Origin of the sequence: Streptomyces sp. NPDC051976 (genome assembly GCF_040680795.1) — a bacterium.
GTDB lineage: Bacteria > Actinomycetota > Actinomycetes > Streptomycetales > Streptomycetaceae > Actinacidiphila.
The window spans coordinates 99,590-113,616 of sequence record NZ_JBFAXL010000006.1 but is presented as its reverse complement, the minus strand read 5'-3'; the positions used below and the strand labels follow the sequence as shown (position 1 = coordinate 113,616).

11 protein-coding genes are annotated in these 14,027 nt (G+C 70.4%); 10 read left to right on the top strand and 1 reads right to left on the bottom strand.

Annotated elements, in window-relative coordinates; genetic code table 11:
* The first annotated feature begins 2 nt into the window (after positions 1-2).
* From AB0M29_RS09230 to AB0M29_RS09185, 10 genes are all read left to right on the top strand, one after another.
* Positions 3-590, top strand: a complete 588-nt coding sequence (locus AB0M29_RS09230) for an RICIN domain-containing protein (RefSeq protein WP_365381242.1) — start codon at positions 3-5, stop codon at positions 588-590.
* Between the two features lie 136 nt (positions 591-726).
* Positions 727-1,533, top strand: a complete 807-nt coding sequence (locus tag AB0M29_RS09225) for a helix-turn-helix domain-containing protein (RefSeq protein ID WP_365381240.1) — start codon at positions 727-729, stop codon at positions 1,531-1,533.
* Between the two features lie 220 nt (positions 1,534-1,753).
* The gene (locus AB0M29_RS09220; protein ID WP_365381237.1) at positions 1,754-2,815 is read left to right on the top strand and encodes a LacI family DNA-binding transcriptional regulator; all 1,062 of its coding nucleotides are present in this window, start codon (positions 1,754-1,756) and stop codon (positions 2,813-2,815) included.
* A gap of 56 nt (positions 2,816-2,871) precedes the next feature.
* Complete coding sequence (araB, locus tag AB0M29_RS09215) at positions 2,872-4,524, top strand: ribulokinase (protein ID WP_365381234.1); 1,653 nt, start codon at positions 2,872-2,874, stop codon at positions 4,522-4,524.
* A gap of 103 nt (positions 4,525-4,627) precedes the next feature.
* Entirely contained in the window at positions 4,628-5,338 is a 711-nt protein-coding gene (locus AB0M29_RS09210; protein ID WP_365381231.1) for an L-ribulose-5-phosphate 4-epimerase, read from the top strand.
* A gap of 4 nt (positions 5,339-5,342) precedes the next feature.
* The gene (araA, locus tag AB0M29_RS09205) at positions 5,343-6,848 is read left to right on the top strand and encodes an L-arabinose isomerase (RefSeq protein ID WP_365381228.1); all 1,506 of its coding nucleotides are present in this window, start codon (positions 5,343-5,345) and stop codon (positions 6,846-6,848) included.
* Positions 6,849-7,413: 565 nt separating this feature from the next.
* Positions 7,414-8,529, top strand: a complete 1,116-nt coding sequence (locus tag AB0M29_RS09200; protein WP_365381226.1) for a substrate-binding domain-containing protein — start codon at positions 7,414-7,416, stop codon at positions 8,527-8,529.
* Positions 8,529-10,106: a sugar ABC transporter ATP-binding protein gene (locus tag AB0M29_RS09195; protein WP_365381223.1), complete on the top strand. Its 1,578-nt coding sequence runs from the start codon at positions 8,529-8,531 to the stop codon at positions 10,104-10,106. The genes AB0M29_RS09200 and AB0M29_RS09195 overlap by 1 nt, the downstream gene beginning before the upstream one ends.
* Positions 10,103-11,119 carry an ABC transporter permease gene (locus AB0M29_RS09190; RefSeq protein WP_365381221.1) on the top strand — a complete coding sequence of 339 codons (1,017 nt, stop codon included), beginning with the start codon at positions 10,103-10,105 and terminating at the stop codon, positions 11,117-11,119. The genes AB0M29_RS09195 and AB0M29_RS09190 overlap by 4 nt, the downstream gene beginning before the upstream one ends.
* 160 nt (positions 11,120-11,279) lie before the next feature.
* The gene (locus AB0M29_RS09185; protein WP_365381573.1) at positions 11,280-12,788 is read left to right on the top strand and encodes an alpha-L-arabinofuranosidase B; all 1,509 of its coding nucleotides are present in this window, start codon (positions 11,280-11,282) and stop codon (positions 12,786-12,788) included.
* A gap of 106 nt (positions 12,789-12,894) precedes the next feature.
* Here AB0M29_RS09185 and AB0M29_RS09180 read toward each other — a convergent pair whose 3' ends face one another.
* Positions 12,895-13,914: a LacI family DNA-binding transcriptional regulator gene (locus AB0M29_RS09180; RefSeq protein WP_365381218.1), complete on the bottom strand. Its 1,020-nt coding sequence runs from the start codon at positions 13,912-13,914 to the stop codon at positions 12,895-12,897.
* Positions 13,915-14,027: the final 113 nt, after the last annotated feature.

Genomic DNA, 14,027 nt, shown 5'->3' with positions numbered 1-14,027 from the left:
TCATGAGTGTCACCTTACGCACCACGCTCGCAAGCGCCGTCGGCACCACCCTGGCCGCCGGTCTCCTCCTGACCGCCACCGCGACGGGAGCCGTGGCGCAGCCGGCGGCGGCGTCCACCTCCACCGCATCGGCCTCCACCGCGTCCGTCCGGCCCTTCACCGGTCTCTTCCACCCGATCAAGAACGTCGGGGACAACAAGTGCCTGGAGCCGCAGGGCGGCTCCACCGCGCTGTTCGCGCCCATCGTGCAGGTCACCTGCAACACCGCCGACGTCGCCCAGGGTTGGCAGTACATCCGCACCGCGACCAACCACTACCGGCTGGAGAACCAGCTGAGCGGATACTGCATCTGGGCCTGGGACGGCGCCTTCAACGGCGGTCGCGTTCTGCAGGACGTGTGCAACTTCAGCAACAGCGACTTCAACGCCAACACCTCGCTGCCCAACGTCGTGCCCCTGGAGACCAGGGTCGGGAACAAGGACACCGGCTACTGCCTCGACGTGCCGGGCGCGGCGCCGACCGAGGGGCTCGCGCTCCAGATCTACGGCTGCAACGGCACGCTCGCCCAGCGCTGGGTGGTCGGCTTCTGAGCCGGGGGCGGGGAGCGCCGCGGGCTCCCCGCCCCACCCCCCGGGGAGACGTGTGAGTAGCCGCTACTCAGGTGCCACCCGCCCGCTCCCGGCCACAGTTCTCCTGTAGCGACAACGGGGGGATTCGATGGAGCAGATGACGACAGACGTGGACAGACGCCGGTCCGGAGTTCCCGGCGCGGGATCCGGGCCGGACGGGCGTCCTGCCGGGCGGGGCGTGCTGGAGGGGGCCTTCCGGCTGATGGCGGCGCTCGACGAAGCCGGACAGGCCGGGGTGACCAGCCTCGCGGCGCGCGCCGGACTGCCCAAGACCACGGCTCACCGGCTGCTGCGGCAACTGGCCGAGCTGGGCGCGGTGGAGCGCCGCGCCGACGCCTACCGGGTGGGTCCGAGGATGTTCCGGCTCGGGCGGGGCTGGGAGCCTTCTCCCGGTCTGCGGACGGCGGCCAGGGAGCCGGTACGGCGGCTGGTCGCGGCGACCGGCGCGACGGTGGGGGTGAGCACCCTGCGCGAAGGCCGGACGCTCATCCTGGACTGGTCGCCCGGCCGGGACGCCGCGCTGGCCCCACTGCTGACCGTGGCGACCTGGCCGTGGTTCACCGCGCCGGGTAAGGCGCAGGCGGCAGGCCGCGCCGGCCTGGTCCCGGAGCCGCTGCCCGGCTTCTGGGCCAGGGAGGCCGCCGCCATCCGGCGGCGAGGTGCCGCCTTCGACCGCGGGACCGTCGTGGACGGCGTCAACTGGACGGCGGTGGCCCTGCTGGACGGGAGCGGCACGGCCGTCGGCGCGCTGTGCGTACTGACCACCGTCCCGCACCGCCTGGAGTCGCTCGCCGACATGGCCGGGCGCGCGGGGGAGGCCGTCACGCTCCGGCTCAGGCAGCACGGGCGGGCGCACGGCGGCTGGGGCAGGTATGGAGTCGTGATCAATGACTCGCCGTCCTGAAGGGCCGGGTCCGGTCGGTCTTCCCATGTGACTGCGCGTGCGACGGGGTGATGAGTTAGGGGGAGTTCATCGGGCCGTGCCTGCCGATTGGCGGGTACGGCCCGTACCCCGTGCGGCTGCGCAGTGGTGCGACGGCGTGATCTGCCGGTTCGCACGGCCCGCCACCTTGACTAGCCACTCTGTGAGCGCTAACAATACCAGCATTACGGATCGGAGAGTCATGTCACAGACCGCCGAGGGTGCCGGGCCTCCGCACCGTGCTCCCACCATGGCAGACGTCGCCCAGGTCGCGGGTGTGTCCCACCAGACCGTCTCGAGGGTGCTGAGCAACCACCCGAACGTCCGGGAGTCGACCCGGAGCGAGGTGCAGCGGGCGATCGAGCAGCTGGGATACCGCCGGAACTCCTCCGCCCGGGCACTGGTCACCCGGCGCACGCTCACGCTCGGGGTGGTGGCGTGCAACCCGACACTCTTCGGCCCCGCGAGCACACTGTTCGGTCTGGAGGAAGCGGCCCGGGACGAGGGCTACATGGTCTCCGCGGTGACGCTGCGTCAGTTCACCTCCAGGGCGCTGGAGGAGGCGATCGAGCACCTCAGCGACTGGGGTGTGGAGGGCATCGTGGTGATAGTCCCGCACCGCGCGGCTGTCGCGGCGCTGTCGGAACTACGGCTGCCGTTTCCCGTGGTGACCGTGGAGGGAGGCCACTCGCTGCCCATACACGGGGTCTCGGTGGACCAGGAACTCGGTGCTCGCATGGTGACCGGTCACCTGTTGGCAGGCGGCCACCGAACCGTGTGGCACGTGGCGGGTCCGCCCGACTGGCTGGAGGCCGGAGCCCGGGTCGACGGCTGGCGGGCGACCCTCGAGGAAGCCGGGGCCGAGGTGCCCGAGCCGCTCATCGGCGACTGGACGCCGCTGTCGGGGTATCGGGCCGGCCAGGAGTTGGCGGGGCGGGTGGCGGCCGGTGCGGCGCGGCGGCAGTCGCACGGTGTCACCGCGGTGTTCGTCGCCAACGACCAGATGGCGCTCGGCGTCATGCGGGCCTTCCGCGAGGCGGGGCTGTCCGTGCCCGGCCAGGTCGCCATCGCCGGTTTCGACGACATCCCCGAAGCCGAGTTCTTCGCTCCGCCGCTGACCACCGTCCGCCAGGACTTCGCGGCCGTCGGCCAGGCCAGTATCCGGCTGCTGATCAGCCAGTTGGAGTCCGGGGTCACGCGCGAGGCCGAACGCGTCGTGATCGAGCCGCGGTTGATCGTCCGCGGCAGCAGTACGCCGTCCTGACGCGACGCCTCTTCGTTCCGGTGCGCCGGGACTCTTCCCCCTTTACGGAGACCACCATGACCACCGCACTGCCTGATGTCACCATCGGCGTCGACTTCGGGACGCTGTCGGGACGCGCCCTCGTGGTCGCCGTCGACGACGGCAGGGAACTGGGCAGCGCCGTGCACGAGTACACCCACGCCGTGGTGGAACGCGCCCTGCCCGGAGGGCGGGTGCTGCCCGCGGACTGGGCGCTGCAGATCCCGCAGGACTGGCGTGACGTGCTGCGCTTCGCGATCCCGCGGGCCCTGGAAGCGGCCGGGGTGCGACCTCAGCAGGTCGTGGGAATCGCCACCGACTTCACCGCCTGCACCGTACTTCCCACGACCGCCGACGGCACTCCGCTGTGCGAGCTGCCGGCCTTCACCGACCGGCCGCACGCGTACCCGAAGCTGTGGCGCCACCACGCCGCGCAGCCCGAGGCCGACCTGATCGTGAGCCGGGCCCAGGAATCGGATCAGGGCTGGCTGGCCCGCTACGGCGGGCGGATCTCCAGCGAGTGGCAGTACGCGAAGGCCCTGCAGACGCTGCGCGAGGACCCGGCGGCGTACGAGGCCGCGGACCGGTGGATCGAAGCCGCGGACTGGATCGTCTGGGAGCTCACGGGGGAGGAGAACCGCAATCTCTGCACTGCCGGGTACAAGGGCATCCATCAGGACGGCGCCTACCCGCACCGCGAGTTCCTGGCCTCGCTCGATCCCGGCTTCGCCGACTTCACCGCGAAGCTCGACCACCCGCTGTCCCCGCTGGGAGCGCCCGCGGGCAAGCTCACTGCCGTGGCCGCGGCACTGACCGGCCTGCCGGAGGGGACCGTCGTCGCGGTGGGCAACGTCGACGCCCATGTCACCAGTGCCGCCGCCCAGGCCCTCGACCCGGGTCACATGCTGGCCATCATGGGCACCTCGACCTGCCACATCATGAACTCCGACGTGCTGGCCGAGGTACCGGGCATGTGCGGGGTGGTGCGGGACGGCGTCGTGCCGGGGCTGTGGGGGTACGAGGCAGGCCAGAGCGGTGTCGGTGACATCCTCGCCTGGGCGGTGCGGACCGCCGCGCCGCACGACTACGCCGTCGAGGCGCGTCGGCGTGGCATCTCCCTGCACGAGCTGCTCACCGAGAAGGCGGCCGCACAACCGGTCGGCGGCCACGGCCTGCTCGCGCTGGACTGGCACAGCGGCAACCGTTCGGTGCTGGTCGACCACCACCTGTCGGGGCTGATCGTCGGCCTCACCCTGGACACCCGCCCCGAGGACGTCTACCGCGCCCTGGTCGAGGCGACCGCGTACGGCACCCGCACGATCATCGAGGCATTCGAGCGGTCCGGCGTGCCGGTGGCGGAATTCACCGCCGCGGGCGGTCTGCTGCGGAACCCGTTCCTGATGCAGACCTACAGCGACGTGCTGAACCGGCCGGTCAACCTGCTGGTCTCCGAGCAGGGGCCGGCGTTGGGGGCGGCCATCCATGCCGCGGTCGCCGCCGGCGCGTACCCCGACATCCGCGCCGCCTCCGCGGCGATGGGCCGCCTCCAGCGCCGGGCCTACACACCGGACCCGGCACGCGCGGCCGCGTACGAACGCCTCTACGCCGAGTACCGGACGCTGCACGACCACTTCGGCCGCGGTGGCAACGACGTCATGCACCGGCTGCGCGCCCTTCGCGACCAGGCGTGAGGGGGCCGATTGTGAGCGCTCACCCTCATATGTTAGCGCTCACCTTGTTCTCGTCGACATACGTCCGCACCTCCCCGTGCTTCCCCGACATCGAGGTCCGCCTATGCCCAGCCATCCTCTTCCCCCTCCTCTTCCCCCGGCCGTCGCGGGCCTCCGGCAGCAGGTGAGCGACCTGCACCAGGAGTTGGTCCGCTACCACCTCGTGGTCTGGACGGCCGGGAACGTCTCCGCCCGCGTCCCGGGCGCCGATCTCTTCGTGATCAAACCCAGCGGTGTCGACTACGACCGGCTGACGCCGGAGAGCATGATCGTCTGTGATCTCGACGGCCGGGTGGTGGACGGCGGTCTGTCACCCTCGTCCGACACCGCGGCTCATGCCTACGTCTACCGGCACATGCCCGACGTCGGCGGGGTGGCGCACACGCACTCGACGTACGCGTGTGCGTGGGCCGCGCGCGGCGAGCCCGTGCCGTGCGTGCTGACCGCGATGGCCGACGAGTTCGGCGCCGAGATCCCCGTCGGGCCGTTCGCGCTGATCGGCGACGACTCCATCGGCAAGGGGATCGTGGAGACCCTCGCCGACCACCGCTCGCCCGCGGTACTCATGCGCAGCCACGGTGTGTTCGCCGTCGGCAAGGACGCGCGGGCGGCGGTCAAGGCGGCGGTGATGTGCGAGGACGTGGCCCGTACCGTGCACATCTCCCGGCAGCTCGGCGAACCCCTGCCCCTGGACCGCTCCGCCGTCGACCGCCTCTACGACCGCTACCAGAACGTCTACGGGCAGCCAGCGCCGTCCGCCGAACAAGGAGCCTGAGAGCATGACATCGCCCGACGCGCGTGAGGTGTGGTTCCTCACCGGCAGCCAGGGTCTGTACGGGGAGGACACCCTCCGCCAGGTCGCCGAGCAGTCCCAGCGCATATGTGACCAGCTCGCCCGGAACGCCGACAGGCCGGCGGCGGTGCGCTGGCTTCCCGTGCTCACGGATGCGGACGCCATCGTGAGGACGATGCTCGCGGCCAATTCCGATCCGGCCTGTGTGGGGGTGATCGCGTGGATGCACACCTTCTCCCCGGCCAAGATGTGGATCGCCGGGCTGGACACCCTGCGCAAGCCGCTGCTGCACCTGCACACCCAGGCCAACGTGGAACTGCCCTGGGCCACGATCGACATGGACTTCATGAACCTCAACCAGGCCGCCCACGGCGACCGCGAGTTCGGGTACGTTCAGACCCGGCTGCGCGTCGCCCGCAAGACAGTCGCCGGCCATGTCTCCGATCCGGCCGTCGTCCCCCGTATCCACTCCTGGATGCGCGCGGCCCTGGGCCACGACGCCCTGCGCCGGCTGCGGGTGGCGCGGTTCGGCGACAACATGAGGGACGTCGCCGTCACCGAAGGCGACAAGGTGGAGGCCCAACTGCGGTTCGGGGTCTCCGTCAACACCTACGGCGTCAACGATCTGGTGGAGGCCGTCGGCGCGGTCGACGAGGCCGCGGTCACCGCGCTGGTCAAGGAGTACGCGGACAGCTACCGGCTGGCGCCCGAACTGGCCGCCGACGGCGCGCGGCACGAGTCCCTGCGCTACGCCGCGCGTATCGAGGTGGGCCTGCGGACCTTCCTGACCGACGGCGGCTTCGGGGCCTTCACCACCAACTTCGAGGACCTGGGCGGCATGCGGCAGCTGCCCGGCCTGGCCGTGCAGCGTCTGATGGCCGAAGGCTACGGCTTCGGCGGGGAGGGCGACTGGAAGACCGCCACGCTGCTGCACACCATCAAGGCCATGGGCGGGGGCCGGTCCGGCGGCTCCTCCTTCATGGAGGACTACACCTACGATCTGACTCCGGGTAAGGAACTCATCCTCGGCGCGCACATGCTGGAGGTGTGCCCCAGCATCGCCGCCGACCGGCCGTCGTGCGAGATCCACCCCCTGGGCATCGGCGGTCGCGAGGACCCGGTCCGCCTGGTCTTCGATGCCCGCCCAGGACCCGCGATCGTCGTCGGCCTGGCCGACATGGGCGACCGCTTCCGCCTCGTCGCCAACAGCATCGAGGTGGTGCCGCCGACCGAGCCCCTGCCCCGGCTTCCCGTCGCCCGTGCCGTCTGGAGGCCCACTCCCGACCTGCCCACGTCCACCGAGGCATGGCTGACCGCCGGCGGCCCCCATCACACCGTGCTGTCCAGCGCGGTGGGTGCCGAGGAGATCACCGACCTCGCCGACATGCTGGGCACCGAACTCCTGCTCATCGACGCGGGCACCACCATGCGGCAGTTCACCAAGGAGATCCGCTGGAACCAGGCCTACTTCCGGCTCGCCGGGGGTCTGTGAGTGGCTACCGTCTCCCGCACCCCGTCCGGCGCGCTCCCGGACGGACGGACCGTCGACCTCTGGCTGACTCGGCACGTCGGGCGGCTTCCGCGCGGACGTGCGAGCGCGCTATGTCGGCGCGTCCATCGGCCGGTACGCCGACCGCAACTGCCATGGCCGGTCCTGCCCGTCGTCCGTATTTCTTCGGTGTTACACCTTGACGCCGTGGCGGTGAGCGCTAACAATCTCTGCCAGACGAGGGAGTACGCGTCGGGCATGGGAGTGGTCCCATGGGCTACGGAAGTCCCTCGTCGCACTGTGGGGTGGGCCCGCTGTCCGGGTTCACCTGCGAAAGGAAGCGGCGATGCGGCAACGGAACACCGCGGCTCGACTCCCGGCCCCAGGGAAACGCCGCTGGTCCGATGGGTGCGGGGTGGACCGTGTGAAGTGCGGCTCGGTAGCTGGTCGTTCGGTGAGGAACACAATTCAGCTCAGCAAGATGTGAGCGCTAACAGGCCGCAAGGCCCTTCTGGACAGGAAGTCGATCATGCGTGAAGTGCGGTCCCGTAGCCGGAGATTCGGACGGTTGGGCGTTGCCGCCGTGGCAGTGGCGGTGGTCGTCAGCGCCGCGGCGTGCAGCAAGAGCGGGGCGGGCAGTCCGTCGTCGGACGCGGGGAACACCTCCGGCGGCGGATCCCCCGCGGTGTCCATCCAGGGCGACATCACCTTCAACGACGCGAACCTGGCCAAGCTGGACGCGGCGCTCAAGTCGGCGCTGGCGGGCAAGGACCTGTCGAAGCTGCACGAGGCGATGGTGGTGAACGTCGCCGTGGACTACTGGAACGCCGGCAAGACCGGCTTCAACAAGGGGCTGTCCGACCTCGGCATCAAGGGCATCTACCAGGCCCCCGCCAACGGCCGGCTGGACCAGCAGCTGTCGATCATCCAGACGCTGCGCGGCCAGGGCATCACCGGCCTGAGCGTCTCCGCGATCGACCCCACCGCCATCAAGTCGCCCATCGCGTCGGCCAACGGCGCCGGCATCCCCGTCCTGGCCATCGACTCCCCGCTTCCCAAGGAGGACGGGGCCGCGCTCTACCTGGGCACGCCCAACTACCAGGCCGGCCAGAAGGCAGGCGAGGCGATGAAGCAGGCGCTCGGCGGCAAGGGCCAGGTCGTGGTCCTGGTCGGCTCGCTCACCACGTCCAACGCGGTCGAGCGGATCCAGGGCTTCGAGGACGCGCTCAAGGGCACCGACATCAAGGTCGTGCAGAAGCTCAGTGACGGCATGGACGCCTCCAAGGCGCTGACCAACGCGCAGACGGCCATCCAGACCAACCCCAACATCAACGGCCTGTACGGCGTCTATTCCTACGACGGCCCCTCGGCCGGCCAGGCGGTGCAGGCAGCCGGCAAGTCGGGCCGGGTGAAGATCATCTCGGACGACAGCGACCCGCAGACCCTGAAGTTCATCCAGTCCGGCGTCATCCAGGCCACCGTCGTCCAGGAGCCCTACCAGCAGGGCTACACCGGCGCCTACCTGCTGGCGGCGTTCAAGGTGCTGGGCAAGGACGCCACACTCAACCTGGTCAAGCCCTACCTGGAGTCCGACGGCACCACCCTGTCCTCCGGAGTCGGCCTCGTCACCGGCGGCAACCTCTCCGACTACCAGGCCAAGCTCAAGGCGCTGGGAATCGGCTGATGGACCTGCCCACCGACTCCAGTGCCGCGACCGCCGGCGACACCGCCGTATCGCTTCGGGACGTCACCAAGGTGTACGGCCCGGTGAAGGTGCTGGACATACCGCGGCTCGACCTCTCGCGGGGTCAGATCGTCGCGGTGGTCGGGGAGAACGGGGCCGGCAAGTCCACGCTCATGGGCGTGCTCTCCGGAACCGTCTCCCCGACCACCGGCACCATCGACATCGCGGGGCAGCGGCTCCAGGCCGGGCGCCCCGACCACTCCAGGGCGTTGGGGGTGGCACTGGTCGCCCAGGAGTTCCCGCTGGTCGGCCAGTTGAGCGTGGCGGAGAACCTGCTGCTCGGCCGCCACCCGGCACGGACCGGGCAGGCACGGCTGCGGCGCGTGATCTTCGACCGTTCCGGCACCCGGGCGGAGGCGCGGGCGCTGCTGGCGGAAGTGGGCGTGAGGAACGTCGATGTCGACCGGCCCGTGGAGCGATTCCCGGTGCCGGTCCGGCAGATGATCGAGATCGCCAAGGCGTGGGGCCACCGCCCGGTCGTGCTGATCCTCGACGAGCCGACGTCCTCGCTCGGCCCGGTGGAGGCCGAGCGGGTGCTCGACCTGGCCCGCGCGCACGCCGCGGCCGGGGGAGCGGTGCTGTTCATCGGGCACCGCCTGGACGAGGTCCAGGCGATCGCCGACCGTGTGGTGGTGCTGCGCAGCGGCCGGATGGTGGCCGACCTGACACCGGCCGAGGCGACCGAGGAACGCATGATCCGCGAGATGGTCGGCAGCGAGCTCGCCCGCGCCGACCTGACCCCGCCCACCTCGGTGGAACGGACCACCACCCTGTCCGTACGCGACCTGACCGCGGACGGACTCGGGCCGGTCGACCTCGATGTACGGGCGGGAGAGATCGTCGGCGTCGCCGGCCTGATGGGCTCCGGACGCAGCCGCCTGCTGCACACCGTCATGGGGGCCCAGCCCCGGACGGGCGGCTCGGTGACCTTCGACGGCGCCGACTTCCGGCCGCGCCACCCGGCCGACGCGGTCGAGGCCGGCATCGGTCTGGTGCCGGAGGACCGCAAGGTCCAGTCGCTGCTGCCCGTGCACTCCGTGCGCTGGAACGTCACGCTCAGCACCCTGCGCCGGATCAGCAACCAGGGCGTGCTCCGTCCGCGGGCGGACAAGGACCACGCGGCGAAGATCGTCAAGGACCTCGGGGTGCGGCTGCACAACCAGGAGCAGCCGATCAGCGACCTGTCCGGCGGCAACCAGCAGAAGGCGGTCTTCGGCCGCTGGCTGGCAGCCGATCCCCAGCTCTTGCTGCTCGACGAGCCCACCCGGGGGGTCGACGTCGGCGCCAAGGCCGAGATCTACCACCTCATCGACACCGCGGCACAGAACGGTCTCGCGGTGCTGGTGGCCTCCTCCGAGCTGGAGGAGCTGCTGTGGATCTGCCACCGCATCGTGGTGATGGCGCACGGCCGGGTGGTCGCCGACATCCCGCGCGACCGGTTCAGCAAAGAAGTGATCATGACCGCGGCGGCCGGCAGTACCACCGGTGCGACCACGCAAGGGAAGGCAAGCCCATGAACACCAGCACCGCACCGGCGCGGACCGACGTGGATGCCGGACAGGACAGGCGCAGGCCGCTCCTTCGCCGCCTGGCCGAGACCCCCGAGGTGGGGGTCGTCGCCGCCTGCGTGGTGGTCTTCGTCTCTCTGGCACTGGACAAGTCCACCTTCGCCAGCGCGGTCAACCTCCAGGGCATGGGCTTCGACCTGGCCCAGTACGGGCTGATCGCCATCGGCGAGTCCCTGGTCATCCTGACCGGCGGCATCGACCTGTCGGTCGGCGCGCTGCTCGGCACCAGCGTCATCCTGATGTCCTGGTTCAACGTGCGCGCCGGACTGCCACCGGTCCTGGCGATCCTGGTCACGCTCGCCATCGCGGGAACGGTCGGGCTGATCCACGGACTGGCCGTCACCCGCCTGAAGATGCCGCCTTTCGTGGTCACCCTCGTCACCTACACCGTTGCCCAGGGCGTCACCCTCGCCATCACCTCCGGCACGTCCATCACCGGCATCGGCGGGACGTTCAGCGACCTGGGCCAGACGTATGTGGCGCAGATCCCGCTGCCCCTGATCATCTTCGCGGTGGTGGCCCTGGCCGCCTGGTTCTTCCTGGAACGCACCTACGTCGGCCGTCAGGTCTACGCGGTCGGCGGCAATCCCGAGGCTGCCCGTCTCGCCGGCATCCGGGGCCACCGCCACGTCGTGTCGATGTACGTCACCAGCTCCCTGCTCTCCGCCTTCGCCGGAATCATGGTGCTCGGACGCATGGGCGTCGGCTCGGCCAGCGGCGTCGGCGTCGGCTGGGAGCTGTCCGCCATCGCCGCCGCCGTCATCGGGGGTGTGAGCCTGATCGGCGGCCAGGGACGCATCCTGGGCATCGTGGCCGGCACGATCCTTCTCGAACTCATCAACAACGGCCTGACCACCCTGCAGATCAACTCCAACTACACCAACATCGTGCTGGGTTGCGTCCTCGGCCTGGCCATCACCGCCGACCGGCTGCGCGCCAGGAGCGTCGCACGCCGCGGCTGATCCCGCGCCTCACCCCCACACGTGCCGGAACCACGCCGATGGCGTCCGGCCGCTCCTCGCCATGCCCCGGGCCCCTGCCCGGTAACCCCCCACACCCAAGGAGGACTTGGTGTCCGCACCCGCAACCGCCCGACCACTGCGCAACCTCAGAAAATGGGCTCTGTCCGCAGCCGCGGCCGTCACCCTCATCGCCGGAGTCCTCTTCGGCGGCACCCAGACCTCGCAGGCCGCCGCGCAGGGACCTTGTGACATCTACGCCGCCGGTGGCACCCCGTGCGTGGCCGCCCACAGCACCACCCGCGCCCTGTACGCGGCGTACAACGGCCCGCTCTACCAGGTCAGGCGCTCCTCGGACAACGCCACCCGGGACATCGGGGTCCTGAGCGCGGGGGGTTACGCCAACGCCGCCGCGCAGGACTCCTTCTGCGCCAGCACCAGTTGTGTCATCACCGTCCTCTACGACCAGTCCGGCCGGGGCAACCACCTCACCCAGGCACCCGGCGGCGGCGCGGCCGGTGGCCCCGACAATCTCGCGAACGCGACCGCGGCGCCCACCACCGTGGGCGGCCACAAGGCGTACGGCGTCTATGTGGCCGCCGGCACCGGATACCGCAACGACCACACCAACGGCATCGCGACCGGGGACCAGCCGGAGGGGATGTACGCGATCCTCGACGGCACGCACTACAACGGCGGCTGCTGCTTCGACTACGGCAATGCCGAGACGAGCAACAACGACACCGGCAACGGCCACATGGAGGCCATCTACTTCGGCAACATCAAGGTCTGGGGCTACGGCGCCGGCAACGGCCCCTGGGTCATGGCCGACCTGGAGAACGGACTGTTCTCCGGCGTGAACCAGCACTACAACGCCAACGACCCCACCGTGAACCACCGCTACCTCACCGCCATGGTCAAGGGCGGCGCGAACCAGTGGGCCATCCGCGGCGGCGACGCGCAGTCGGGCGGCCTGTCCACCTTCTACAGCGGTGTCCGTCCCAACGTCTCGGGCTACAACCCGATGCACAAGGAGGGCGCGATCATCCTCGGTATCGGCGGCGACAACAGCAAGGGTTCCGCCGGTACGTTCTACGAAGGCGTGATGACCTCGGGCTACCCCTCGGACGCCACCGAGAACGCGGTCCAGGCGAACATCACCTCGGCCGGTTACGCCACGTCGGCGTCGGGGACCGGCCCCGCGCCCGGTTCGCGGATCTCGCTGCGCGCCACGACCTCGTGCTGCACCTCCGACTACATCCGGCACGACGACACCGACGCCAACGCCGTCATCTCGCCGATCTCCTCCTCGAGTTCGGCCACCGACAAGGGTGACGCGACCTGGATCGTGCACGCGGGCCTGTCCGACAGCTCCTGCGTATCGTTCGAGTCGGCGAACGCCTCGGGGCAGTATCTGCGCCACTACAACTTCCAGCTCAGGCTGAACGCCAACGACGGCAGCTCGCAGTTCGCCCAGGACGCCACGTTCTGCGCCCAGCCCGGGCACAACGGCCAGGGCCTGTCCTTCCAGTCCGCCAACTACACCAGCAAGTTCCTGCGCCACTACAACTACACCGTCTATATCGCGGACGACGGCGGCTCCAACGCATGGGACTCCGCCAACGCCTGGAGCGACGACACGAGTTGGGTCGTCGCCTCCCCCTGGGCCTGACGCCCCGAGCCCGTCCGACCCGAACCCCCACGGCGTGAACGCGGCACGGCACAAAGCGTGGGACCGTACCATCGGGCAACCGGCGGTACGGCCCCACGCGGCGCCGTCATGTCGACTCCCGGATGATCAGCCGGGAGGGAACGATCCGCACCCCCGCGGTGGCGGCGCCGTCGATCGCCTCCAGCAGACGCAGTGCGGCGATCCGGCCGATCTCGCCCAGGTCCATGTCGATGGTGGTCAGCGGCGGCCGGGCGGCGAGGGCCATGATGTCCCAGTTGTCGTAGCCGACGATGCCGATGTCCTCGGGGACGCGGCGCCCTTCCTCACGGAGTGTGTCGGCGACTCCGCGCGCGATCTGGTCGTTGCCGCAGAAGAAGGCGTCCGTCTCGGGGGCGGTGCGCAGGAGCGTGTACGCCGCCCGGCGGCCCCAGGACTCGCTCCAGTCGCCGTAGAAGATCTGGCCGCCGGACAACGCGAGCCCCGCCTGGTCGAGCAGGTCCCCGGTGAGCCCGGCGCGCTGGCGTGCGGCGGCGTGGTGCCGCGGTCCGGTCACATGGGCGATGTGGCGCCGGCCTGTTCCGATGAGGTGCTCGACGGCCAACCGCGCGCCGCCCTCGTCGTCCGCGACGACCGACATGTCATGCGGGTCGGTCGACGGTGCCAGGGCGTACACGGTCGGCACGTTGTTGAGCCCCGCGAGCGGTGGCCTGGGGTCGGTGCGCCGGCCCGTGACGATGATGCCGTCGACCCGGCGGGCTTGCAGTGTCTGCACGTAGTGCTGCTCCCGGATCGCGTCGCCGCGGGTGTCGCACAGCAGCACGGAGATCTTGCCGGCGCCCAGGGCGTCCTCGGCGCCGAGCAGAACCGGCGTGCTGAACCTGCCGATTCCGTCGGTGGTGACCAGTCCCACGGTCCAACTACGGCCCGCCAGCAGGCTGCGCGCCTGCTCGTTCGGCTGGAAGTTGAGTCGCTGGGCTGCCTCCAGTACCCGTTGACGCGTCTCAGGACGCATTCGGCCGTTGCCGCTGATGGCCTTGGACGCGGTCCCGACGCTGACACCGGCCAGTTCGGCGACCTCTGCGAGCTTGGGACGTACGGGGGGCAGTCGGCGGTCGGTCTCTGGCACAGGAAATCCTTTGCTCTCACAGTCGCGCAGACGACATCCTGCCAGTGCGAAGGCATCGATGTCACGTGCACGGAGGTCGAAAAACGTTGCAACTACCTTGACTGGCCTGAGGA